Origin of the sequence: Burkholderia sp. AU16741, from assembly GCF_002223345.1 — a bacterium.
Taxonomy (GTDB): Bacteria; Pseudomonadota; Gammaproteobacteria; order Burkholderiales; family Burkholderiaceae; genus Burkholderia; species Burkholderia sola.
The window spans coordinates 23,871-45,487 of the sequence record NZ_NKEZ01000001.1 but is presented as its reverse complement, the minus strand read 5'-3'; the positions used below and the strand labels follow the sequence as shown (position 1 = coordinate 45,487).

Sequence of the window (21,617 nt, the reverse complement as noted above, 5' to 3'; positions counted from 1 at the left end):
GTGGATAACTCCGGTTTACGCTGGCAGATCAAGGTGTTGGCGAAACCATAACCGGTTGCACAGGCTGTTCGTGCACAGAGATTCGAGTCGAGCAACTTTCGGGCCGCTTCACAGCTGTGCCGGGTTACCCAGTTTACGTCCACTGTGATTGCACACGGAATGCGCAGGGATTTCGCGGGGTTATCCACAGCGTCGCGTGGATAACCTTGCGCGGAAAAATCGGGAACCTGTGATCGCTGCGCGCGACCGCTCAGCCGTCCGAGCCGACGCGGCGGGCGCGCAGTGCGCGGATCAGGAAGCGGGCGGGATCGATCGCGTCGGCGAGTTCGCGCTCGAGCGGCCACGGCTCGCCTTCGAGTTGCGACGCGATCAGCTCGGCGCCGAGCGCAGCCCATACGAGGCCGCGCGAACCGAAGCCGAATGCGCCGTAGAGGCCCGGCAGGCGCGGCAGGTCGCGCGCCTGCGCACCGCCCAGCGCGCGTGCGTTCGCGGTGGCCTGCGCTTCGTCGGCGAGCGGGCCGACGAGCGGCAGGCGGTCGCCGACGACCCAGCGGAACGCCACGCGGCCGCGCAGCGCGGCGGGGTCCGGCAGGTCGCCGATCAGGCCCGGCAGCAGGTGCCGTACGCGGTCGAGGTTTTCGATGTGGCCGGCCGCGCGCATCGCGGGATCGGTATCGTCGGGTTCGAACGTGGCGCCGATCAGCAGCGTGCCGCCGTCGAGCGGGACCGCGTAACCGTCGCCGATCGCCGGGCATGGCAGCGGCGCCGTCGTGCCCGGCGGCAGCAGCGTGAGCTGGCCGCGTACCGGTTGTAGCGCGACATGCCGCAGCCCGGCCAGACGCGCGGCGTCGCCCGCGTTCGCGAGCACGACGACGGGTGCATCGGCGAGCGTGGCGCCCGCATCGTCGAGCGCATGCCAGATGTCGCCCCGCCGTTCGAGCCGCGCGACGCGGGTGGACGCGAGCAGGCGCACGCGCTCGCCGGCCGCCGTGTATTGCGCGGCGCACAGCCCGGCCGGCCACACTGCGCCGCCGTGCGGAAACAGCAGGCCGCCGTGCGCGACCGGCAGATTCAGATGCGCGCGTGCGGCATCGGCATCGAGCAACGTCACGTAGTCGGACGGCGCGCCGAATGCATCGAAGGCATCGCGCATCCGCGCGAAATCGTCGGCCGATTCGGCAAGATGGATCATCCCGTGCGTGCTGCGTGCGAATGCATGCCCTGCGTGCTCGAGCGCACGCCAGCGTGCGATCGCGTGCAGGAAGCCGCCGCGCGTGAGCCGGCTCGCGACGTTGTCGTCGCGCGTCATCAGCGGATGGAACACCCCGGCCGGATTGCCTGACGCTTCGCTCGCGATCCGTTCGTGCCGCTCGATCAGCGTGACGTCCCAGCCGCGCGCGGCCAGACGTTCGACGACCGCGCAGCCGGCGAGGCCCGCGCCGACCACGATCGCACGGCGCGCGGTAACGGGCAGCGCACGCGGCGGCTCGTGCCGGCGCGCGCGCCAGCGCGGCGCATAGTCGCCGACGAGACGATCGTCGACCTCGCGGAACGTGAAACCTGTTTCGCCGAGCGCGTGCTTCACGTCGTCGGACTTTGCATGTGTTGCAAACGTCGCGTGTTCGCCGGCGAGTTTCGCGAGTGCGCGGATCCCGTCGCTCGATGCCGCGGCGCCGTCGAGAAAAAACGCATCGGCGCGCGCGACGAGCTTCTTCAACAGGCCGATCGGATCGCCGAACGCGAGCGTGAGCACCACGCGCCCTTCGTCGAATTCGAGCCGATGCACGCCCGGCACCGGCATCGGCCATGCATCGACCAACGCCTCGACGTCTGCCGATATGGTTGTGTCCGCAACCATGTGCGAAACCGCGCGACGCAGGTCGTCGCGCGAGAACGGGTGCGACTCGACTGCAACGACATGCAACCGTTCGCAGCGCGCGGGATCGTCGCGCCACGCGGCCCACGCCGCGAGAAAGCCGGCGCCCGCGCCGAATTCGGTCGCGACGATCGTGAACGTCCGGCGGCGCTGCCAGCGTGCGGGCAGCCCGTTGCCCGCGACGAACGCGCGACGCGCGTGCGCGAGCGTGCCGGATGCACCGCGATGAAGCTCGCCGAACTCGGGCGAGACGAGCGTGCCGTCGTCGCGAAGCGCGAGCGTGGCGTAAACAAGTCGGTCGGGCATGCGAAACAAAAAACGTGGCAGCCAAGCCTGGCAAGGGATTGCGGCAGGCCGTCCGATCGGCCGTTGGAAAAGGGCAACGGGGCGACGGGCGGGCGGACCACGCTGCGTATCCTGTCCGGTTGGCGCAGGTCAAAAAACCGGCAATCGACGATTCATTCGGCGAAATACCGATGAAAATCTTTGAAACCCTTGTCGTTATTGGGTTTGCGCTGCGCTATCATAGCAACGCCGTACCGCGGGGTGGCCGCCGGCAAACCGGAGGGCGCGTCGCGCGGGCCAGGATTCGGCGCTGTGTCGTCGGAGTCTGACTCTCGACGGCACGGTTCGCGCACGTATAATCGGCGCGTTCGCGCTGTTCGTGTCAACCTAACCTGATAAAGGAACCTTAATGAACAAACAGGAACTGATCGACGCCGTCGCCGCCCAAACGGGCGCCAGCAAGGCTCAAACCGGCGAAACGCTGGACACGCTGCTCGAAGTCATCAAGAAGGCCGTGTCGAAGGGTGATGCGGTTCAGCTGATCGGCTTCGGCAGCTTCGGTTCGGGCAAGCGCGCAGCACGTACGGGCCGCAACCCGAAGACGGGCGAAACCATCAAGATCCCGGCAGCCAAGACGGTCAAGTTCACGGCTGGCAAGGCGTTCAAGGACGCCGTCAACAAGCGTTAAACCCGCGCCTGTTCCAGGAAAAACCCGCCTCTCGGCGGGTTTTTTGTTGGGCGCGCGCGGCATTTTCGCCACAGTTCGCGCGGCGCTTGCAAAAGTTAACGGTTGTTTTTACAAGCCGTTACCATTCGCGCATGTGTGCACGATCACGCGTGCACGATCTGCGTGTCGCCGTGATCGTCGTCGTGCGAATCGACGTCCCACGCGGGGAACGGATCGTCGAACGCGGCCCATCCCGCTGCGCCGAGCGCGAACTCCGCATCGGTCAGCAGGCATGCATCGAGTTTCGCGCGCCACGCATCGGCGTCGAGCGCGATGCCGATCAGCACGAGTTCCTGTCGGCGATCGCCGACCGTGCGATCGTCGAGATCGCCGAGCCATTCGGTGCGGATTTCAGCGAGCAGCTCGTCGTCGTCCGGCCATTCCGCGCGATCCTGCGCCGCCCACCACAAACCCGCCGGGCCATGCCGGCATACGCCGCCCGCCTGGGACAGCGAACCCGCGATGTCGTTACGCGTCGCGAGCCAGAAGAAACCCTTGCTGCGCAGCACGCCCGGCCACTCCTGATGCAGCAGCGCCCAGAGACGTGCCGGGTGAAACGGCCGGCGCGCGCGGTAAACAAAATTGCCGATCCCGAATTCGTCGGCTTCGCCGTGCACGTGCGCATGATGCGCGTCATGACAGTCGGGGTCGTCGCAATGCGTGTGATCGTGATCGAGCGACGCGAGCCAGCCCGGCGCATTCGCGGCTTCGTCGAAATCGAAGCGACCGGTGTTCAGCACTTCGTCGAGCGGCACGTTGCCGAACGTCGATACGACCTGATGCGCGCGCGGATTGAGGCGTGCGAGGATGTGCTGCAGGCGCGCGAGATCGTCCGCGCCGACGAGGTCGGCCTTGTTGATCACCAGCACGTCGCAGAATTCGATCTGCTCGATCAGCAGCTCGACGAGCGTGCGATCGTCGTCTTCCGACGCGGCGATGCCGCGCGTCGCGAGCGCGTCGGCGGAGCCGTAGTCGCGCAGGAAGTTGTACGCATCGACCACGGTGACGAGCGTGTCGAGCCGCGCGATCGACGACAGCGACGCGCCGTCGTCATCGACGAACGTGAACGTTTCGGCGATCGGCATCGGCTCCGCGATGCCGGTCGATTCGATCATGATCGCGTCGAAGCGGCCTTCGGCGGCGAGGTTGCGGATCTCGACGAGCAGATCGTCGCGCAGCGTGCAGCAGATGCAGCCGTTCGACATCTCGACGAGACGCTCCTCGACGTGCGACAGCGCCTGCGCATCGCGCACGAGCGACGCGTCGATGTTGACCGCGGCGAGATCGTTGACGATCACCGCGACTTTCAGCCCCGCGCGATTCGCGAGCACGTGATTGAGCAGCGTGGTCTTGCCGGCGCCGAGGAAACCGGACAGCACGGTGACGGGCAACGGCTGTTTCATTGCCGGATTCATGATGATATGCACCAACGGAAAAGATGAAAAAGCGGCCGCGGCGCCCTGCCCGGGCGCGATCGGCCCGCGCGCGGGTGAAACGGCGGCGTCAGCCCGCATTGTGCATCAAACGCGCGCAGGCCGGCCCTGCGTCGGCCGGCGACGCGGCGCCGAATCACCGAGCGGCGGCTTGCGTGGCCTGAGCAGCCTGAGTTGCTTGAGTTGCCTGACCAGGCTGCGCGGGCGGCAGCAGCTTCCATTGCGTCAGGATGCCGGCGATCTGCCGCGCGTACTTGTCGCGCAGCGACGGCGTTTCCGAATGATAGGCGCCGACCGCCTGCCACGTGTTGCCGTAGCGGTTCATCTTCTGTTTGAGATGCCACGCGGCGATGTACACGTTCTTGCACGGCTCCATCAGCGTGTCGCGGCCGATCCCGTAGCGCGACAGCGTCGGCAGGTGGATCGAATTGATCTGCATCAGGCCGTAGTCGACCGAGCCGTTCGTGTTCTTGTTCAGCGCACCGGGCCGGTTGCGCGACTCCTGCCACGCGATCGCGCGCAGGATCAGCGGATTGACCTGCTGATATTTGGCCGCTTCGTCGAAACAATCCGCGCGTGCGTTGCCGCTGGCGAACCACGCGCCGGCGGCGATCAACGCGAGCGAAGCGAATCGTCTGTTCATCGGGCGGAAACGGAAAGGAATTAATTGCGCGAAGCTCGGGAAAACCCGTGCCTGTGATTCATGCGACGAGAAACGCGCCGCCCGTATCATACCGGCAGACCGTCCGATTGCGACAGCAGGAATACGGCCGCCCGGTTATACCGCATTTCCGTGTCGATTCATCTCGAAATCGGGGCGACGGCCGGCATGCGGAGAGGCGGGCCGATCCTTACATATTGCATACGATTCGCCGGATACATGTCGTATGTGAGACAGTCTTCGGATCAATGTGATATTTCGGACATGAAAAACTGCTAATGTCGCCTCTTTCGGACCTGGATCCCAGCACTACCGCCGGAAGTGGCCTGAGCCGGCATCGACCCATTCATCCATGACAAGAAATCGCTTCGTTATGCGGCGTATCGCCACGACCCTGTTCGTGGCCGGCATCATCGTCTCGCAGGCGGCCTACGCTCAGGTCACGCTCAATTTCGTGAATGCGGACATCGACCAGGTCGCGAAAGCGATCGGCGCCGCGACCGGCAAGACCATCATCGTCGACCCCCGCGTGAAGGGGCAGCTCAATCTGGTGGCCGAACGGCCGGTGCCGGAAGACCAGGCGTTGAAGACGCTGCAGTCGGCGCTGCGCATGCAGGGCTTCTCGCTCGTGCAGGATCACGGCGTGCTGAAGGTCGTGCCGGAAGCCGACGCGAAGCTGCAGGGCGTGCCGACCTACGTCGGCAATGTGCCGCAGGCGCGCGGCGACCAGGTGATCACGCAGGTGTTCGAGCTGCACAACGAATCGGCGAACAACCTGCTGCCCGTGCTGCGGCCGCTGATCTCGCCGAACAACACGGTGACGGCCTACCCGGCGAACAACACGATCGTCGTGACCGACTATGCGGACAACGTGCGCCGCATCGCGCAGATCATCGCGGGCGTCGACAGCGCCGCGGGTGCGCAGGTGCAGGTCGTGCCGCTGCGCAATGCGAACGCGATCGACCTCGCCGCGCAGATGCAGAAGATGCTCGACCCGGGTGCGATCGGCAACAGCGACGCAACGCTGAAGGTATCGGTCACGGCCGACCCGCGCACCAACTCGCTGCTGCTGCGCGCATCGAACGGCTCGCGCCTCGCGGCCGCGAAACGCCTCGCGCTGCAGCTCGATGCGCCGAGCGCGGTGCCCGGCAACATGCACGTCGTGCCGCTGCGCAACGCCGATGCGGTGAAGCTCGCGAAGACGCTGCGCGGGATGCTCGGCAAGGGCGGCAACGACAGCGGCTCGTCGGCGTCGTCCAACGATGCGAACAGCTTCAACCAAAACGGCGGCTCGTCGGCGAGCGGCAACTTCTCGACCGGCACGTCGGGCACCCCGCCGCTGCCGTCGGGCGGCCTCGGCGGTTCGTCGTCCTCGTCCTACGGCGGCGGTTCTTCGTCCAGCGGCGGAATCGGCAGCGGCGGCCTGCTCGGCGGCGACAAGGACAAGAGCGGCGACGACAACCAGCCGGGCGGGATGATCCAGGCCGACTCGGCCACCAACTCGCTGATCATCACCGCGTCCGATCCGGTCTACCGGAACCTGCGCTCGGTGATCGACCAGCTCGACGCACGGCGCGCGCAGGTCTATATCGAAGCGCTGATCGTCGAACTGAACTCGACGACGCAGGGGCAACTCGGTATCCAGTGGCAGGTCGCGAGCGGCCAGTTCCTCGGCGGCACGAACCTGGCCGCGGCGGCCGGCAACGTCGCGGGCAACAGCATCATCAACCTCACGACCGGTAGCGCGGGCAGTACCGGCGCCGGCCTCGCCGCCAATCTTTCGGGGTTGAACCAGGGGCTCAACATCGGCTGGCTGCACAACATGTTCGGCGTGCAGGGCCTCGGCGCACTGCTGCAGTATTTCTCGGGCGTGAGCGACGCGAACGTGCTGTCGACGCCGAACCTGATCACGCTCGACAACGAGGAAGCGAAGATCGTCGTCGGCCAGAACGTGCCGATCGCGACCGGTTCGTACTCGAACCTGACGAGCGGCACGACGAGCAATGCGTTCAACACGTACGACCGTCGCGACGTCGGCCTGACGCTGCACGTGAAGCCGCAGATCACCGACGGCGGGATTCTGAAGCTGCAGCTCTATACCGAGGACTCGGCGGTCGTCAGCGGCACCACCAACGCGCAGACCGGCCCGACCTTCACAAAACGCTCGATCCAGTCGACGATCCTGGCCGACAACGGCGAGATCATCGTGCTCGGCGGCCTGATGCAGGACAACTACCAGGTCTCGAACAGCAAGGTGCCGCTGCTGGGCGACATCCCGTGGATCGGGCAGTTGTTCCGTTCGGAATCGAAGCAGCGGCAGAAGACGAACCTGATGGTGTTCCTGCGCCCGGTGATCATTTCCGATCGTAACGTCGCGCAGGAAGTCACGGCGAACCGCTACGACTATATCCAGGGCGTGACGGGCGCGTACAAGTCCGACAACAACGTGATGCGCGACAAGGACGATCCGGTCGTCCCGCCGATGCCGATCGGTCCGAGCCAGGGTGGCACGGCCGCGGGCAACCTGTTCGATCTCGACAAGATGCGTCGCCAGCAGTTGCAGCGCCAGGTCGCGCCGGTGCCGGCCCAGCCGCTGCCCGAGGCGACGCCCGCGCAGCCGCAAGGCGTGCCGCAGCAGGCGGTGCCGCAACAGCCGCTGACCGCCGCGCCGGGAGCGTCGCAGTGAGCGACGTGCTCGCGTCTTCCGCCCACGACGGCGCGCCGGGCGAGCGCCAGCCGCCGTCGCCGCTCGCCGCGCGCCTGCTGCCGTACGGCTTCGCGAAGAGCGGCCAGGTGTTGATCGCGCATCAGCTCGACGACACGCTCGAGGTGTGGATCAGCGAACGCACGAGCGACGCCGCGCTCGCGGAGATCGCGCGCAACTTCGGCTCGATTTCCGTGCATCGCGTGCCGGCCGACGAGCTCGCGCAGGCGATCAACCAGGCCTATGCGCGCCAGGACGGCAGCGCCGCGCAGGTGGTCGGCGAGGTCGAAGGCGAAGTCGACCTGTCGCGGCTGATGCAGGACATCCCCGAAGTCGAGGATCTGCTCGAATCGGAAGACGACGCGCCGATCATCCGGATGATCAACGCGCTGCTCACGCAAGCGGCGCGCGAACAGGCGTCGGACATCCACATCGAGCCGTTCGAGAACGCGTCGGTCGTGCGCTTTCGCGTCGACGGCACGCTGCGCGACGTCGTGCGCCCGAAGAAGGCGCTGCATGGCGCGCTGATCTCGCGGATCAAGATCATGGCGCAGCTCGACATTGCCGAGAAGCGCCTGCCGCAGGACGGCCGCATCACGCTGCGCGTCGGCGGCCGGCCGGTTGACGTGCGCGTGTCGACGCTGCCGACCGGGCACGGCGAGCGCGCGGTGCTGCGTCTGCTGGAAAAGGACGCGCAGCGGCTGAACCTCGAAGCGCTCGGCATGGGGCGCGACACGCTCGTCCAGTTCGACAAGCTGATCGGCCGCCCGCACGGCATCGTGCTCGTCACCGGCCCGACCGGTTCGGGCAAGACGACCACGCTGTACGCGTCGATGTCGCGGCTCGAAACCGCGACGACCAACATCATGACCGTCGAGGACCCGATCGAGTACGACCTGTCCGGCATCGGCCAGACGCAGGTGAACGAGCGGATCGGGATGACCTTCGCCCGCGCGCTGCGCTCGATCCTGCGCCAGGACCCGGACGTGATCATGATCGGCGAAATCCGCGACCTCGAAACCGCGCAGATCGCGGTGCAGGCGTCGCTGACGGGCCACCTGGTGCTCGCGACGCTGCACACGAACGATGCGGCGTCCGCCGTCACGCGCCTGACCGACATGGGCGTCGAGCCGTACCTGCTCGCGTCGTCGCTGCTCGGCGTGCTCGCGCAGCGCCTCGTGCGCCAGCTCTGCCCCGTCTGCAAGGAAGAGCGGCACGAGGACGGCCGCACCGTATGGCATCCGGTCGGTTGCGCGAAGTGCGGACATTCCGGTTATGCGGGCCGGCGCGGTGTGTACGAGCTGCTGGTGATCGACGATTCGATCCGCTCGCTGATTCACCGCAACGCGGCCGATGCTGAAATTCTCGCCGCCGGCCGCGCGGAAGGGATGCGCACGCTGCGCGACGACGCCGAGCGCTGGCTCGCGTCCGGCGCGACGTCGCTCGAGGAAGTGCTGCGCGTGACGGGAGGCGCATAGCGCGATGCCGGCATTCCGTTTCGAAGCAATCGATTCGGCGGGGCGCGCGCAGAAAGGCGTGATCGATGCCGACAGCGCGCGCGCCGCGCGCGGCCAGCTGCGCACGCAGGGGCTCACGCCGCTCGTCGTCGAGCCGGCCGCCAGCGCGACGCGCGGCGCGCGTTCGCAGCGGCTCGCGTTCGGCCGCAAGCTGTCGCAGCGCGAACAGGCGATCCTCACGCGCCAGCTCGCGAGCCTGCTGATCGCGGGGCTGCCGCTCGACGAGGCGCTCGGCGTGCTGACCGAGCAGGCCGAGCGCGACTACATCCGCGAGCTGATGGCCGCGATTCGCGCGGAAGTGCTCGGCGGTCATTCGCTCGCGAATGCGCTCGGCCAGCATCCGCGCGATTTTCCGGAGATCTACCGCGCGCTCGTTGCCGCGGGCGAGCACACCGGCAAGCTCGGCATCGTGCTGTCGCGCCTGGCCGACTACATCGAGCAGAGCAATGCGCTCAAGCAGAAGATCCTGCTCGCGTTCACGTATCCGGGCATCGTCACGCTGATCGCGTTCGGCATCGTCACGTTCCTGCTGAGCTACGTCGTGCCGCAGGTCGTCAACGTGTTCGCGAGCACGAAGCAGCAGCTGCCGATCCTCACGGTCGTGATGATGGCGCTGTCGGAATTCGTGCGGCACTGGTGGTGGGCGATCCTGATCGCGGTCGCGCTCGTCGTGTGGTTCGTGAAGGCGACGCTGTCGCGCGCCGGGCCGAGGCTCGCGTTCGATCGCTGGGTGCTGACCGCGCCGCTCGCGGGCAAGCTCGTGCGCGGCTACAACACGGTGCGCTTCGCGAGCACGCTCGGCATTCTCACCGCGGCCGGCGTGCCGATCCTGCGCGCGTTGCAGGCGGCCGGCGAGACGCTGTCGAACCGCGCGATGCGCGCGAACATCGACGATGCGATCGTGCGCGTGCGCGAAGGCTCCGCGCTGTCGCGCGCGCTGAACAACGTGAAGACGTTTCCGCCGGTGCTCGTGCACCTGATTCGCTCGGGCGAGGCGACGGGCGACGTGACGACGATGCTGGATCGCGCGGCAGAAGGCGAAGCGCGCGAACTCGAGCGCCGCACGATGTTCCTGACTAGCCTGCTGGAGCCGCTGCTGATTCTCGCGATGGGCGGCATCGTGCTCGTGATCGTGCTGGCCGTGATGCTGCCGATCATCGAGCTGAACAACATGGTGCAGTGACGATGCGGCCCGGTTCCGACTGCCGGGCCGTTACCGTTCAGCGCATGTAGATCGCGGGGGACGGCGTGTTCGCCGGGAGCTGGATTTCGGCGCGGGCGCCGTTGCGGTCGATGATGATCGAGCGCGGGCGGACTTCGGCGAGCTTCGCGCCGGACGTGACGTCCGCGCCGAGCGACACGGCGCGCGGCGGTTCGCCGCCGACGCTGACAATCGCGGCGCCGCCGTGGTCGAGCGCGAGAATGCCGAACAGGTGGATGTCCTGCACGGGATTCTTGTCGAGCTGGCCGCCGAAGAGCGCGGCGGCGTCCTCGGTGCGGATCGGCGGCCGCGCGGCGGCGGCGGGCAGCGGCGTTTCGCGGGCCGACAGCGTGACGACCCAGTAGGTGGCCGTCGCGCACAAACCCGCGAAGAGGGCGAGGGAAAGGATCCGGATCGAGAGCGCGTTCATGCGCGCTATTGTACGGATGTATATGAAATTTGCGTTGGGTGAAAGCCCTCGGCGATGCGCGCCTTACAATGCGTGCTCCGCGCCCGCCGGTCCGGAAGGTTGCTGTCAGGCAATCGTCCGGTGCGCCGGGTGCGTCACTCAATCGACGACATTTTTTGGAAAGAGGTAGTCAGTCATGCAAACGTGGATCACTCGCCGCAACGCGGCCGTGCGTCGTCAGCGCGGTTTCACGCTGATCGAGATCATGGTGGTGGTCGCGATCCTCGGGATCCTGGCGGCGCTGATCGTGCCGAAGATCATGAGCCGCCCCGACGAGGCGCGCCGCATCGCCGCGAAGCAGGACATCGGCACGATCATGCAGGCGCTCAAGCTGTACCGCCTGGACAACGGCCGCTATCCGACCCAGGAGCAGGGCCTGAACGCGCTGATCCAGAAGCCGACCAACGATCCGATCCCGAACAACTGGAAGGACGGCGGCTATCTCGAGCGCCTGCCGAACGATCCGTGGGGCAACGGGTACAAGTACCTGAACCCGGGCGTGCACGGCGAGATCGACGTGTTCAGTTACGGCGCCGACGGCAAGGAAGGCGGCGAAAGCAACGACTCCGACATCGGCTCGTGGCAATAGGCCGGCGCTGATCGACCCGACGTTTCATTTCCGTTCTTCATGCTCGCCATTCGCACGACCTTCCGCTGCGGCCGCGATTGCCGTGTGCGTCGCGGTGCGGTGCCGTCCGTACCGGCACGTGCCGATGGCGGGTTGACGAAGCCCCGCGCCGCGCGGCGTCGCGCGCGCGGCTTCACGCTGCTCGAAATGCTGGTCGTGCTCGTGATCGCGGGGCTGCTCGTGTCGCTCGCATCGCTGTCGTTGACGCGCAATCCGCGCACCGACCTGCGCGAGGAAGCGCAGCGCCTCGCGCTGCTGTTCGAGACGGCCGGCGACGAAGCGCAGGTGCGCGCGCGGCCGATCGCGTGGCAGCCGACCGCGCACGGTTTCCAGTTCGACGTGAGCTCGCCCGACGGCTGGCGCACGCTGCGCGACGACCTGCTGCGCCCGCGCGACTGGGACGGCGGCGTCACGGGCGCGGACATCGATTATCCGGGCTCGGACACGCGCGCGAATCGCGTCGTGTTCGGCACCGAGAGCATCGACACGCCGGTGCGCGTGACGCTGCATTCGGCCGCCGGCAGCGCGACGATCGTCGGCACCGGCAACGGCCGCTACGAGGTGCAATGACGATGCGTCGTCGCCTGCCCTTCCCCGTTTCCTCCTCCCGCGGCTTCACGATGATCGAGGTGCTGGTCGCGCTCGCGATCATCGCGGTCGCGCTCGCGGCGTCGATTCGCGCGGTCGGCACGATGGCGACCAATGCGTCCGACCTGCATCGCCGGCTGCTGGCCGGCTGGAGCGCCGACAACGCGCTCGCGCAGTTGCGGCTCACGCATGCGTGGCCGGAAGTCGGCGAACAGAGTTTCGACTGCTCGCAAGGCAACGTGCAGCTCGTCTGCACGCAGCGCGTGAGCACCACGCCGAACCCGGTGTTCCGGCGCGTGCGGATTTCGGTGAGCATGCCCGGCCGTGCCGGCGTGCTCGCGCAGATGGTGACGGTGGTCGCGAATGAAACCAGCCGTCCGCTCTGACGCGCCGATGCGACGCCCGTCCGCCCACCCGGCCCGCCCCGCTGCCCGCGGCTTCACGCTGGTCGAGCTGATGATCGCGATCGCGATTCTCGCGGTGGTCGCGATTCTTGCGTGGCGCGGGCTCGACCAGATCATGCGCGGTCGCGACAAGGTCGCGGCCGCGATGGAAGACGAGCGCGTGTTCGCGCAGATGTTCGACCAGATGCGCATCGACGCGCGGCTCGCCGCGACCGACGACGAGGCCGGCCAGCCGGCGATCGGCGTCGCCGGCAACACGCTGCAGATCGTGCGCGAGCTCGACGTGCCGGGCGTCGCGCCGCGGCTGCAGGTGGTCCGCTACCGGATCGCCGGCGGGCGCGTCGTGCGCTATGCGTCGCCGCCGATCGACGACACGAACCGGTTGCGCGCGCTGCTGAAGGACAGCAGCGTCGAAGGCTGGAGCCGGGTCGCGCTGATGGGCGGCGTCGGCGCGATCGACGCGAAGCTGTACGTGCCGCGCGTGGGCTGGACCACCAACCTGCAGACGGCCGACGAAGCGCTCGCGCAGAACAACGACGCGCTCAAGGTGCCGCAGATCGGCAACGCGCCGCCGGCGCGCGCGGTGACCGGGCTGCAGGTCAGCATCGGCGCCACGTCGCTGCGCGTGCCGGTCACGCGCATCTTCCTCGTCGGGGAATGACGATGCGTGCGCGCCCTGTCCGTCGAATGCGTGCCCGCCGCCAGCGCGGCGCCGCGATCATCACCGCGTTGCTCGTGGTCGCGCTGTCTGCGATCCTGGTCTCGGGGATGTTGTGGCGCCAGCAGGTGCAGATCCGCCGCATCGAGAACCAGCGCGTGATCGCGCAGGCGCAGTGGGTCGCGCGCGGCGCGCTCGACTGGACGCGGATGATCCTGCGCTCGGAAGGCGATACGGCGCCCGGCATCACGTATCTCGGCGGGATCTGGGGCGTGCCGATCGCGAAGACGAAGCTGTCGGATTTCCTCGGCCGGATCGGCGCGCCGAACGACACCGACGCCGAAGACACCTATCTGTCCGGCTCGATCGAGGATGCGCAGGCGAAGTTCAACCTGCGCAACCTCGTGTCGTCGCCGGCGCCCGGCGTGCTGCAGCTGAACGTCACGCAGATGCAGGTGTTCCAGCGCCTGCTGACGACGCTCGGCTACGACAGCGCGTTCGCGAAGCGCATCGCACTGCAGGTGCGCGCGGGGCTGCTGCATTCGGCCACGCGGTTCCAGATGCCGAACCTGCCCGGCGGCGGCGGGACCGCCGCGAATGCCGCGACCGCGCCGGTGACGAGCGGCGACCTGCAGGGCAGCGGCTTCACCGACGATCCGGGGATGGCCGGCGGCGACCGCGGGCCCGCGCCGCTGATGATGACGCGCGTCGACAGCCTGCTCGACGTCGACGGCGTGACGCCCGAGATGGTCGCGCGGCTGCGCCCGTTCGTCACCGTGCTGCCGACCACGACGCCGGTGAACATGAACACTGCGCCGGCCGAAGTGATCGCCGCGCTGATACCGGGAATGAGCGTGTCGTCCGCGCAGGCGCTCGTGGCGCGCCGCGAGACGGTGTTTTTCCGCAACGTCGGCGACGTGCAGCTCGCGCTGCGCGGTGCCGGGGCGCCGCCGAACGTGACGATCGACTCGAGCCTCGTCGACGTCAATTCGAGCTATTTCATCGTGCACGGCCGGATCCAGCACGAACGCGCGGAGGTCGATCGCACCTCGCTCGTGTATCGTGATCCGACCACGCACTCGACACGGGTCGTGCGCATCCGCGACCAGCTATAACGACGCCAATCGGGAGAGGAGCTCTTGTGAGCACGTTGATTGTTTCTTTGCCGCCGCGCGAGCCTGCCGTACCGTTGCAGGAATGGCAGTGGCCCGAGCTGCCGTTCGCGCTCGTCGACAAGGCCGGCCAGGTGCAGCGCGCGGGCCGCGCCGCGCTCGCGCTGCTGCCGCGCGCGAACGCCACGGTGCTGATCGTCGCCGCGCGCGACGTGCTGCTGCTGGCCGCGACCGTGCCGCCGCTGAAGGGGCCGAAGCTGCGCCAGGCGCTGCCCAACATCGTCGAGGATCAGCTGATCCAGGATCCGCTCGGCTGCCACATCGCGCTCGATCCGGCCCCGCTGCCCGACGGGCGCCGCGTGCTGGCCGTCGTCGATCGCGCGTGGTTTCGCGCGATCTGCGACGCGTTCACCGCAGCCGGCCATCGGCACCTGAGCGCGGTGCCCGCGACCCGCTGCCTGCCGGCGGCGCGTGGATCGGCCGAGGCCGCATCGGCCGCGCCGGCCGACGGCGAGCCCGCCGCCGCGCTCGTCGCGGATGCGATCGAGCCGCCTGCCCGCCCGGCGACGGTCGCCGCGGTGCTTGGGCTCGCTACGGCGATCGAGCCGGTGCTCGTCGAAGCCGGCGCGCTGCCGGCCGCGGCCGCGGCCGGGGCGCCGCGCCTCGAGCTGGCGGTCGCGCGCGGCGCGCTCGGCGAAGGTTTCGCGGCGCCCGCGTCGCGCGCGGCCGGCACGCTGGCCGCGCTCGCGGGCGGCGGCGACGTCGAACTGTACGAGCTCGGCGAACCGGGCGCGGAGCCGCGGCTCGCGTCGGTCGGCCGCACCGACGGTCCGCTGCTGGCGGGCGCCGCGCCGCTGTCGTTCGACACGTTCGCGCGCCGGGCGCTCGCCGAGAAATTCGATCTGTGCCAGTTCGAGTTCGAATCGCAGCCGTGGCGCTTCGACCGCGCGACGGTTAAGCGCCTGCGCGTGCCGATCGCGCTGGCCGCGGCGACGCTCGGCGTCGCGGTGATCGGGATGAACCTGCACTGGTGGAAGCTGTCGCGCGAGCGCGATGCGCTGTCCGCGCAGATCACCGAGACGCTGCTGTCTGCCTTCCCGAAGACGACCACCGTGCTCGACCCGCCCGCGCAGATGCAGCGTCAGCTCGACCAGCTTCGGCTGGCTGCCGGCGAGCTGTCGCCCAACGATTTCCTCGCGCTGTCGAGCGGCTTGTCGCGCTCGATGGGCGCGCTGCCGCTGAACGGCATCGCGTCGCTCGACTATCACGACCGGCGGCTCGACGTCGGCTTCAAGCCGGAGGTCAAGGTCGATCCCGATTTTACGCAGCGCCTCGCGCGTAACGGACTGTCCGGCGAAGTCGACAGCAACACGGGCAAATGGACGATCCGGAGCCGCTCATGAATACCGAACAACTGAACCAGACGCTGGCCCAGTTCTGGGGCGAGCGCTCGCCGCGCGAGAAGACGCTGCTCGGCTGGGGCGGCGCCGTGCTGGCGGTCGCGATCGCGTATTCGGTGCTGTGGTCGCCCGCGCAGGAGGGCCGTGCGCGGATCCAGCGCGCGTTGCCGACGATGCGTCACGAGCTCGCGCAGATGACCGCGCAGGCGAACGAGGCGAAATCGCTGACGGCCGCCGCTCAGGGCGTCGCGCCGACCGGTCTCGCGCTGAAGGATGCGCTGAGCGCGTCGCTGTCCGATCACGGGTTGCAGGGCGCGCAGGTGCAGATCGTCGGCAACGGCGTGCAGATCCAGATGAAGAACGTGTCGTTCCCGGCCTGGACCCAGTGGCTCGACGATGCGCGCCGGCAGTTCAAGGTGCAGGTCGGCGAAGCGCACGCGACGGCGCTGAAGGAAGACGGCCAGGTGGACCTGACGGCCGTGATGCAACCTTCCGTCCAGAAATAGATGACGGCAGTGGATGACGCAAACGAAGGCCGGCCGATGCGGCCGTGGGTGAGGCGGCTCGTCGCCGTGTTGCCGTGGGCGCTGGCGGGCGGTGTGGCGACGGCGGTGACGCTCGTCGCGCTCGCGCCGGCCGCGTGGATCGCGCCGCAGTTCGCCCGGGCGACCGGCGGCCACGTGAATCTGGTCGATCCGGACGGGTCGCTGTGGCACGGCTCCGGCACGCTGATGCTCGCGCCGGGCGCCGACCAGAGCGCGGCGACGCTGCTGCCGGGACGGGTCGAATGGACCACGCGCTTCTGGCCGCTGCTGACCGGGCGCGTGCAGATGCGCATGCGGCAGACCGAGGCGATGCCCGATGCGGTCACGCTCGATGCGACGTGGCGCGGCGCGGTGCTGTCGGCGGGCACGATGGCCGTGCCTGCGTCGCTGCTCACGGGGCTCGGCACGCCGTTCAACACGCTCGACCTGCAGGGCGACGTGCGGCTCGGCTGGACCGACTGGCGGCTGATCGGCAACAACGCGTTCGGCCAGTTGACGGTGACGATCGATTCGATGAGTTCGCGCGTGTCGCGCGTGAAGCCGCTCGGTTCGTACCGCGCGGTATTGCAGGCGAAGGGCGCGGGCGCCGATCTCGACCTGTCGACGACGCAGGGGCCGCTGTTCCTCGACGGGCACGGCAGCTTCGGCCCCGGCCAGGGATCGTTCCGCGGGACCGCGCATGCGGCGCCCGAGCAGCAGGCGAACCTCGCGGGGCTGCTGAACCTGCTCGGCCACCCGATCGGCAACAACCAGGTTTCGCTGATCTTCGGCGACGCGCAGCGCTGAGCGCGCGCGTCGCCCGCCTCCCTTCCTACTTCTGCGCGAGCGGCGCGGCCGACGGTGCGGTGGCCGCGGCCGCACCGGACGCCGGCAAAGGCGCCGGCGCCGCCATGTCGCCGTTCTCGCGCGCCATCTCCGACACGTCCCAGCCGCCGCCGAGCGCCTTCACGAGCCCGACCGACGACACCATCCGCTGCCCGGCGATCGTCGCGAGCTTCTGCTGAGCGGTGAACGCGGTGGTTTGCGCGGTCAGCACGTTCAGGTACGCGACCGTGCCGGCCTTGTATTGGTTCGTGACGATCGCGAGCGCGTGTTCGGCGCTGTCGACGGCCTGCCGCTGCACGTCGATTTCCTGCGCGAGGATGCGCTGCGACGCGAGGTTGTCCTCGACGTCCTGGAACGCGGTGAGCACCGCGAGGCGATAGGCGGCGACGTCCTGGTCGTAGGTCGCGCGCGCGGCGTCGGTCTGCGCGGCGCGCAGCCCCGCGTCGAACAGCGTGGCCGCGAGTTGCGGGCCGACCGTCCAGAAGCGTGCCGGCAGCGTGAACAACTGCGACCACACCGAGCTCTGGAAGCCGCCGCTGGCCGACAGCGTCAGCGTGGGGAAGAACGCGGCGATCGCGACGCCGATCTGCTCGTTCGCGGCCGCCGCGCGGCGCTCGGCCGCCGCGACGTCGGGCCGGCGCTCGAGGATCGCGGACGGCACGTCGACCGGCGTGATCGGCGGCTCGGCCGCGAGCGGGTTCGGCGGCAGCGAGAAGGTCGACGCGGGCTCGCCGATCAGCGTCGCGATCGCATGCTCGTATTGCGCGCGAGCGACGCCGTTGTCGATCTGCGCGGCCTGCGCGCTCTGCAGCTGCGTCTGCGCCTGGATCACGTCCGCGCGGGCCGCGACGCCCTGCGCATACTGGTTCTGCGTGAGCTTCAGCGACTGTTCGTACGACTTCACGGTGTCGTCGAGCAGCTTTTGCAGCGCATCGGACGTGCGCAACTGGAAATAGGTCTGCGCGAGCAGCGCCTGCTGCGACAGCCGCGCGTTCGCGAGATCGGCCGCGGCCGCCGCTTCGCCGGCGCGCTGCGCGCTGACGGTGCGGCTCACCTTGCCCCACAGGTCGGGTTCCCAGCTGGCGTCGAGGCCGACGCTGTAGCTGTTGTTGATCGACCCGGTCGACCCGCTGCCGAAATTCGACGACGCGCCCGACGACAGCGATGTGCGCGGCGACCGCGCGCGCGAGCCCGATGCGGTCAGCCCGACGGTCGGGAAATACGCGGCGCGCGCCTCGGTGACGAGCGCGCGCGCCTGCCGGTAGGCGGCCGCCGATTGCGCGATGGTCTGGTTCGATGCGTTGAGCTTGCCGATCAGCGTATCGAGCTGCGGATCGTTGTAGACCGTCCACCACGCGCCGCGGTCGGCGCGATCGGCGGGCTGCGCGACTTTCCAGCCGGCCGGCGCTTCCTTGAAGGCGGCGGGGATCGACGTGTCGGGCCGGTGGTAGTCGGGCCCGACGGCGCAGCCGGCGAGCAGCACGGCCGTCGCAAGGGCGACGGCGGCGCTCAGCGGGCGAACGGCGCGCGGGAGGGGGGCGTACGGCATGGTGGTTTTCCTGTCTGGGCGTGACGGCCGGCGAGCGGCGCCGCGCGATGCGGTCGTCATGCCGCTGGCGGACAAATGGTAACTGACGGCGGGAAAGCTGCGCAGCCCTAAGGGTACGGTGCGCGGCGAACAGAATGTGTTACCGACGCGGCCGGCCGGTTTACCGGCCATTACGGCTGGCTTGCGGGAAAACGGGCGTGCGAACGGGCGACGACACCGGCCGCGTGTGGCGCAGCCGACGATCGGGCGGGACAGGCGGGACGTTCGGAGAGCGGAAGCGGTGCGGCGTCAGTGGCAGCGCGCGGGCAGCGGGGCGGGCTCGGCGGCAGCCCGCCATGTCGACGGCTCGGTTGCGGCCGGCTGGCTCGTGCGGCGGGCGCCGCCCTTCGCGTTGCGCTGCCGGCGATGATCGAACCATGCGAACCCGAGCGCCGCGAGCGAGCCGCCAGGCACGACCAGCATCGTCACGTACAGCGCGATTTTCCAGCCGCGGTGCGGCCCGGAGAACACATGATGAGCGGTATCGGTCAGGTTGCGGCGCAGCGCGCCGGCGGCATTTTTCAGGAACAGCATCGCGAACATCCTCGGTGCCCGGCAGTGCGGGCCAATCGGTCAGAACATAGTCTCCGGCAGTGCAACATGCACGTCGTAACTGGTTGACTCAAATAATATTGACTAAGCAATCATTTTTCAAGATACTGGGCGCGTTTAAACCCGAAACGCACTATTGCTGCGCGCGCAATCGTATGACCAGCGGCCTCTACGATCCCGAGAACATCGCGCTGGAAACGAGCCTCGGCTATTACCTGTCGAAGGCGAAGCAGGCGCTCGTCGAGCGGATGGATCGCGCGCTCGAGCCGCTCGACCTCACCGCGCAGCAGATCGGCGTGATCCTGCTGCTGTCGCGCGGCTACGCGCGCACGCCGTTCGAACTGTCGCGCAAGATGTCGTACGACAGCGGCTCGATGACGCGCATGCTCGACCGCCTCGAACGCAAGGGGTTGATCGCGCGCGCGCGCAGCGAGCAGGACCGCCGAATGATCGAGCTGTCGCTGACCGAGCGCGGCATCGAAGCCGCCCGCGCACTGCCGTCGTTGGTCGCGACCGTGCTGAACGCGCAGCTCGAAGGCTTTTCGGCCGACGAACTGGCGACGCTCACCGCCCTGCTGCAGCGCTTTATCGCCAATGGGCCCGCTTCGACCGGCTGCCCGAAGCCCGACGAACCCGACTGCTGATGTGCGCGGAGCCTTCATGTCTAGGTTAAGCATTCGCTTATTTCTCTGTCTGGGCAGAAGATGACGCGGCACGCGCTCCGCTTTTCCCCTTTTTCATTCCACCCGGCCGGGCCGCGCTGCGTCGCGCGCCCGTGCGTTGTGCCGGCGCGCCCCGCGCGCCGCATCTAGGAGATTCCGATGTCCGCCACTACGGCATCCGCCCCCTCCCCCGCCGCCGAACCGGCGCCGCTGACCGGCGGCGCGCTCGCCCTGCTGACGGTCGGGCTCGCGCTCGGCACCTTCATGGAAGTGCTCGACACGTCGATCGCGAACGTCGCGGTGCCGACCATCTCGGGCAGCCTCGGCGTCGCGACGAGCGAAGGCACGTGGGTGATTTCGTCGTACTCGGTCGCGTCCGCGATCGCGGTGCCGCTCACCGGCTGGCTTGCGCGCCGGGTCGGCGAGGTGCGGCTGTTCACGCTGTCGGTGCTCGCGTTCACGATCGCGTCGGCGCTGTGCGGCCTGGCGACCAACTTCGAGACGCTGATCGCATTCCGGCTGCTGCAGGGCCTCGTGTCGGGGCCGATGGTGCCGCTGTCGCAGACGATCCTGATGCGCAGCTACCCGCCCGCGAAACGCGGGCTCGCGCTCGGCCTATGGGCGATGACGGTGATCGTCGCGCCGATCTTCGGGCCGTTGCTGGGCGGGTGGATCAGCGACAACTACACGTGGCCGTGGATTTTCTACATCAATTTGCCGATCGGCGTGTTCTCGGCGACCTGCGCGTACTTCCTGCTGCGCGGCCGCGAGACGAAGACGTCGAAGCAGCGGATCGACGCGATCGGCCTCGCGCTGCTCGTGATCGGCGTGTCGTGCCTGCAGATGATGCTCGACCTCGGCAAGGACCGCGACTGGTTCAACTCGTCGTTCATCGTCGCGCTCGCGCTGATCGCGGTCGTGTCGCTCGCGTTCATGCTCGTATGGGAGGCGACCGAGAAGGAGCCGGTGGTCGACCTCACGCTCTTCAAGGACCGCAATTTCGCGCTCGGCGCGCTGATCATCTCGTTCGGCTTCATGGCGTTCTTCGGCTCGGTCGTGATCTTCCCGCTGTGGCTGCAGACGGTGATGGGCTACACGGCCGGCAAGGCCGGCCTCGCGACCGCGCCGGTCGGGCTGCTCGCGCTCGTGCTGTCGCCGCTGATCGGGCGCAACATGCACCGGCTCGACCTGCGGATGGTCGCGAGCTTCGCGTTCATCGTGTTCGCGGGCGTGTCGCTGTGGAACGCGACGTTCACGCTCGACGTGCCGTTCAACCACGTGATCCTGCCGCGGCTCGTGCAGGGCATCGGCGTCGCGTGCTTCTTCGTGCCGATGACGACGATCACGCTGTCGAGCATTTCCGACGAGCGGCTCGCAAGCGCGTCGGGGCTGTCGAACTTCCTGCGCACGTTGTCCGGCGCGATCGGCACCGCGGCCAGCTCGACGTTCTGGGAGAACGACGCGATCTACCATCATGCGCGGCTGTCGGAATCGGTGAGCGTCTACGCGCAGAACACGACCGACTATCAGGGCGCGCTCGCGCAGCTCGGCATCGTCGGGCAGACGGCCAATGCGCAGCTCAACCAGCTCGTCACGCAGCAAGGCTTCATGATGGCGACCAACGACTTCTTCCACCTGTCGGCGGTGATGTTCATCGCGCTCGCGGCGCTCGTGTGGATCACGAAGCCGAAGAAGGGTGCGGGGCCGGCGATGGGGCATTGACGATCCGGCGGGTGGCCATGACGGCCGCCCTTTTCGTTTCGCCGTTCGCTTCGTCGCCCG

20 protein-coding genes are annotated in these 21,617 nt (G+C 68.5%); 14 read left to right on the top strand and 6 right to left on the bottom strand.

What is annotated here, in order from left to right; translation table 11 throughout:
• Positions 1-250: 250 nt before the first annotated feature.
• Positions 251-2,182, bottom strand: a complete 1,932-nt coding sequence (gene mnmC, locus CFB89_RS00240; protein ID WP_089466291.1) for a bifunctional tRNA (5-methylaminomethyl-2-thiouridine)(34)-methyltransferase MnmD/FAD-dependent 5-carboxymethylaminomethyl-2-thiouridine(34) oxidoreductase MnmC — start codon at positions 2,180-2,182, stop codon at positions 251-253.
• 388 nt (positions 2,183-2,570) lie between these two features.
• Between mnmC and CFB89_RS00235 the strand changes: the two genes are divergently transcribed.
• Positions 2,571-2,849 carry an HU family DNA-binding protein gene (locus CFB89_RS00235; RefSeq protein ID WP_006401505.1) on the top strand — a complete coding sequence of 93 codons (279 nt, stop codon included), beginning with the start codon at positions 2,571-2,573 and terminating at the stop codon, positions 2,847-2,849.
• Positions 2,850-2,992: 143 nt separating this feature from the next.
• Here the strand turns inward: CFB89_RS00235 and CFB89_RS00230 are convergent, their stop codons facing one another.
• Both CFB89_RS00230 and CFB89_RS00225 read right to left on the bottom strand, forming a co-directional pair.
• Positions 2,993-4,303, bottom strand: coding sequence for a GTP-binding protein (locus tag CFB89_RS00230; RefSeq protein WP_089466440.1), 1,311 nt, complete (start codon positions 4,301-4,303; stop codon positions 2,993-2,995).
• A gap of 154 nt (positions 4,304-4,457) precedes the next feature.
• Positions 4,458-4,964, bottom strand: coding sequence for a lytic transglycosylase domain-containing protein (locus tag CFB89_RS00225; RefSeq protein ID WP_089466290.1), 507 nt, complete (start codon positions 4,962-4,964; stop codon positions 4,458-4,460).
• A 370-nt stretch (positions 4,965-5,334) separates the two neighbouring features.
• Between CFB89_RS00225 and gspD the strand changes: the two genes are divergently transcribed.
• Genes gspD through gspF form a run of 3 tightly spaced genes read left to right on the top strand, consistent with a single transcriptional unit; the run spans position 5,335 to position 10,386 of the window.
• Complete coding sequence (gene gspD, locus CFB89_RS00220) at positions 5,335-7,668, top strand: type II secretion system secretin GspD (RefSeq protein ID WP_089466289.1); 2,334 nt, start codon at positions 5,335-5,337, stop codon at positions 7,666-7,668.
• Positions 7,665-9,164, top strand: a complete 1,500-nt coding sequence (gspE, locus tag CFB89_RS00215; RefSeq protein ID WP_069231980.1) for a type II secretion system ATPase GspE — start codon at positions 7,665-7,667, stop codon at positions 9,162-9,164. The genes gspD and gspE overlap by 4 nt, the downstream gene beginning before the upstream one ends.
• A gap of 4 nt (positions 9,165-9,168) precedes the next feature.
• A complete protein-coding gene (gene gspF, locus CFB89_RS00210; RefSeq protein WP_050015775.1) occupies positions 9,169-10,386 on the top strand; it encodes a type II secretion system inner membrane protein GspF in 1,218 nt (405 codons plus the stop codon).
• Between the two features lie 37 nt (positions 10,387-10,423).
• Here gspF and CFB89_RS00205 read toward each other — a convergent pair whose 3' ends face one another.
• Positions 10,424-10,834 (bottom strand): type II secretion system protein N, encoded by a 411-nt coding sequence (locus CFB89_RS00205; RefSeq protein WP_089466288.1) that lies wholly within the window; start codon positions 10,832-10,834, stop codon positions 10,424-10,426.
• A gap of 175 nt (positions 10,835-11,009) precedes the next feature.
• Between CFB89_RS00205 and gspG the strand changes: the two genes are divergently transcribed.
• The 8 genes from gspG to CFB89_RS00165 are packed head-to-tail and all read left to right on the top strand — an operon-like array spanning position 11,010 to position 16,994.
• Positions 11,010-11,462: a type II secretion system major pseudopilin GspG gene (gene gspG, locus CFB89_RS00200; RefSeq protein WP_012492990.1), complete on the top strand. Its 453-nt coding sequence runs from the start codon at positions 11,010-11,012 to the stop codon at positions 11,460-11,462.
• A gap of 39 nt (positions 11,463-11,501) precedes the next feature.
• Positions 11,502-12,071 carry a GspH/FimT family pseudopilin gene (locus CFB89_RS00195; RefSeq protein WP_089466287.1) on the top strand — a complete coding sequence of 190 codons (570 nt, stop codon included), beginning with the start codon at positions 11,502-11,504 and terminating at the stop codon, positions 12,069-12,071.
• A 2-nt stretch (positions 12,072-12,073) separates the two neighbouring features.
• On the top strand, positions 12,074-12,475 hold the full coding sequence (gspI, locus tag CFB89_RS00190; protein WP_012492988.1) for a type II secretion system minor pseudopilin GspI: 402 nt from the start codon (positions 12,074-12,076) through the stop codon (positions 12,473-12,475).
• On the top strand, positions 12,453-13,154 hold the full coding sequence (locus CFB89_RS00185) for a type II secretion system protein J (RefSeq protein WP_089466286.1): 702 nt from the start codon (positions 12,453-12,455) through the stop codon (positions 13,152-13,154). Before gspI ends, CFB89_RS00185 begins: the two co-directional genes overlap by 23 nt.
• A gap of 2 nt (positions 13,155-13,156) precedes the next feature.
• Positions 13,157-14,266 carry a type II secretion system minor pseudopilin GspK gene (gspK, locus tag CFB89_RS00180; protein ID WP_089466439.1) on the top strand — a complete coding sequence of 370 codons (1,110 nt, stop codon included), beginning with the start codon at positions 13,157-13,159 and terminating at the stop codon, positions 14,264-14,266.
• A gap of 26 nt (positions 14,267-14,292) precedes the next feature.
• Positions 14,293-15,666 carry a type II secretion system protein GspL gene (gene gspL / locus CFB89_RS00175; RefSeq protein ID WP_089466285.1) on the top strand — a complete coding sequence of 458 codons (1,374 nt, stop codon included), beginning with the start codon at positions 14,293-14,295 and terminating at the stop codon, positions 15,664-15,666.
• On the top strand, positions 15,663-16,169 hold the full coding sequence (gene gspM / locus CFB89_RS00170; protein ID WP_089466438.1) for a type II secretion system protein GspM: 507 nt from the start codon (positions 15,663-15,665) through the stop codon (positions 16,167-16,169). Before gspL ends, gspM begins: the two co-directional genes overlap by 4 nt.
• 36 nt (positions 16,170-16,205) lie before the next feature.
• Entirely contained in the window at positions 16,206-16,994 is a 789-nt protein-coding gene (locus CFB89_RS00165; protein ID WP_089466437.1) for a type II secretion system protein N, read from the top strand.
• A gap of 25 nt (positions 16,995-17,019) precedes the next feature.
• Here the strand turns inward: CFB89_RS00165 and CFB89_RS00160 are convergent, their stop codons facing one another.
• Positions 17,020-18,582 (bottom strand): efflux transporter outer membrane subunit, encoded by a 1,563-nt coding sequence (locus CFB89_RS00160; protein WP_089466284.1) that lies wholly within the window; start codon positions 18,580-18,582, stop codon positions 17,020-17,022.
• Between the two features lie 288 nt (positions 18,583-18,870).
• Complete coding sequence (locus CFB89_RS00155; RefSeq protein ID WP_089466436.1) at positions 18,871-19,155, bottom strand: multidrug ABC transporter ATPase; 285 nt, start codon at positions 19,153-19,155, stop codon at positions 18,871-18,873.
• Positions 19,156-19,328: 173 nt separating this feature from the next.
• Between CFB89_RS00155 and CFB89_RS00150 the strand changes: the two genes are divergently transcribed.
• Both CFB89_RS00150 and CFB89_RS00145 read left to right on the top strand, forming a co-directional pair.
• Entirely contained in the window at positions 19,329-19,817 is a 489-nt protein-coding gene (locus tag CFB89_RS00150; protein WP_089466283.1) for a MarR family winged helix-turn-helix transcriptional regulator, read from the top strand.
• A gap of 177 nt (positions 19,818-19,994) precedes the next feature.
• Complete coding sequence (locus CFB89_RS00145) at positions 19,995-21,557, top strand: DHA2 family efflux MFS transporter permease subunit (protein ID WP_089466282.1); 1,563 nt, start codon at positions 19,995-19,997, stop codon at positions 21,555-21,557.
• Positions 21,558-21,617: the final 60 nt, after the last annotated feature.

What these genes read in the sequence shown, in the direction of transcription:
- gspG (WP_012492990.1), top strand. Translation starts at nt 11,010, where the DNA reads ATGCAAACGTGGATCACTCGCCGCAACGCGGCCGTGCGTCGTCAGCGC.
- gspF (WP_050015775.1), top strand. Translation starts at nt 9,169, where the DNA reads ATGCCGGCATTCCGTTTCGAAGCAATCGATTCGGCGGGGCGCGCGCAG.
- CFB89_RS00155 (WP_089466436.1), bottom strand. Translation starts at nt 19,155, where the DNA reads ATGCTGTTCCTGAAAAATGCCGCCGGCGCGCTGCGCCGCAACCTGACC.
- CFB89_RS00205 (WP_089466288.1), bottom strand. Translation starts at nt 10,834, where the DNA reads ATGAACGCGCTCTCGATCCGGATCCTTTCCCTCGCCCTCTTCGCGGGT.
- CFB89_RS00165 (WP_089466437.1), top strand. Translation starts at nt 16,206, where the DNA reads ATGCGGCCGTGGGTGAGGCGGCTCGTCGCCGTGTTGCCGTGGGCGCTG.
- gspI (WP_012492988.1), top strand. Translation starts at nt 12,074, where the DNA reads ATGCGTCGTCGCCTGCCCTTCCCCGTTTCCTCCTCCCGCGGCTTCACG.
- CFB89_RS00185 (WP_089466286.1), top strand. Translation starts at nt 12,453, where the DNA reads ATGAAACCAGCCGTCCGCTCTGACGCGCCGATGCGACGCCCGTCCGCC.
- CFB89_RS00230 (WP_089466440.1), bottom strand. Translation starts at nt 4,303, where the DNA reads ATGAATCCGGCAATGAAACAGCCGTTGCCCGTCACCGTGCTGTCCGGT.
- CFB89_RS00150 (WP_089466283.1), top strand. Translation starts at nt 19,329, where the DNA reads ATGACCAGCGGCCTCTACGATCCCGAGAACATCGCGCTGGAAACGAGC.
- CFB89_RS00195 (WP_089466287.1), top strand. Translation starts at nt 11,502, where the DNA reads ATGCTCGCCATTCGCACGACCTTCCGCTGCGGCCGCGATTGCCGTGTG.
- gspD (WP_089466289.1), top strand. Translation starts at nt 5,335, where the DNA reads ATGACAAGAAATCGCTTCGTTATGCGGCGTATCGCCACGACCCTGTTC.
- CFB89_RS00145 (WP_089466282.1), top strand. Translation starts at nt 19,995, where the DNA reads ATGTCCGCCACTACGGCATCCGCCCCCTCCCCCGCCGCCGAACCGGCG.
- gspM (WP_089466438.1), top strand. Translation starts at nt 15,663, where the DNA reads ATGAATACCGAACAACTGAACCAGACGCTGGCCCAGTTCTGGGGCGAG.
- CFB89_RS00160 (WP_089466284.1), bottom strand. Translation starts at nt 18,582, where the DNA reads ATGCCGTACGCCCCCCTCCCGCGCGCCGTTCGCCCGCTGAGCGCCGCC.
- CFB89_RS00235 (WP_006401505.1), top strand. Translation starts at nt 2,571, where the DNA reads ATGAACAAACAGGAACTGATCGACGCCGTCGCCGCCCAAACGGGCGCC.
- mnmC (WP_089466291.1), bottom strand. Translation starts at nt 2,182, where the DNA reads ATGCCCGACCGACTTGTTTACGCCACGCTCGCGCTTCGCGACGACGGC.
- CFB89_RS00225 (WP_089466290.1), bottom strand. Translation starts at nt 4,964, where the DNA reads ATGAACAGACGATTCGCTTCGCTCGCGTTGATCGCCGCCGGCGCGTGG.
- gspK (WP_089466439.1), top strand. Translation starts at nt 13,157, where the DNA reads ATGCGTGCGCGCCCTGTCCGTCGAATGCGTGCCCGCCGCCAGCGCGGC.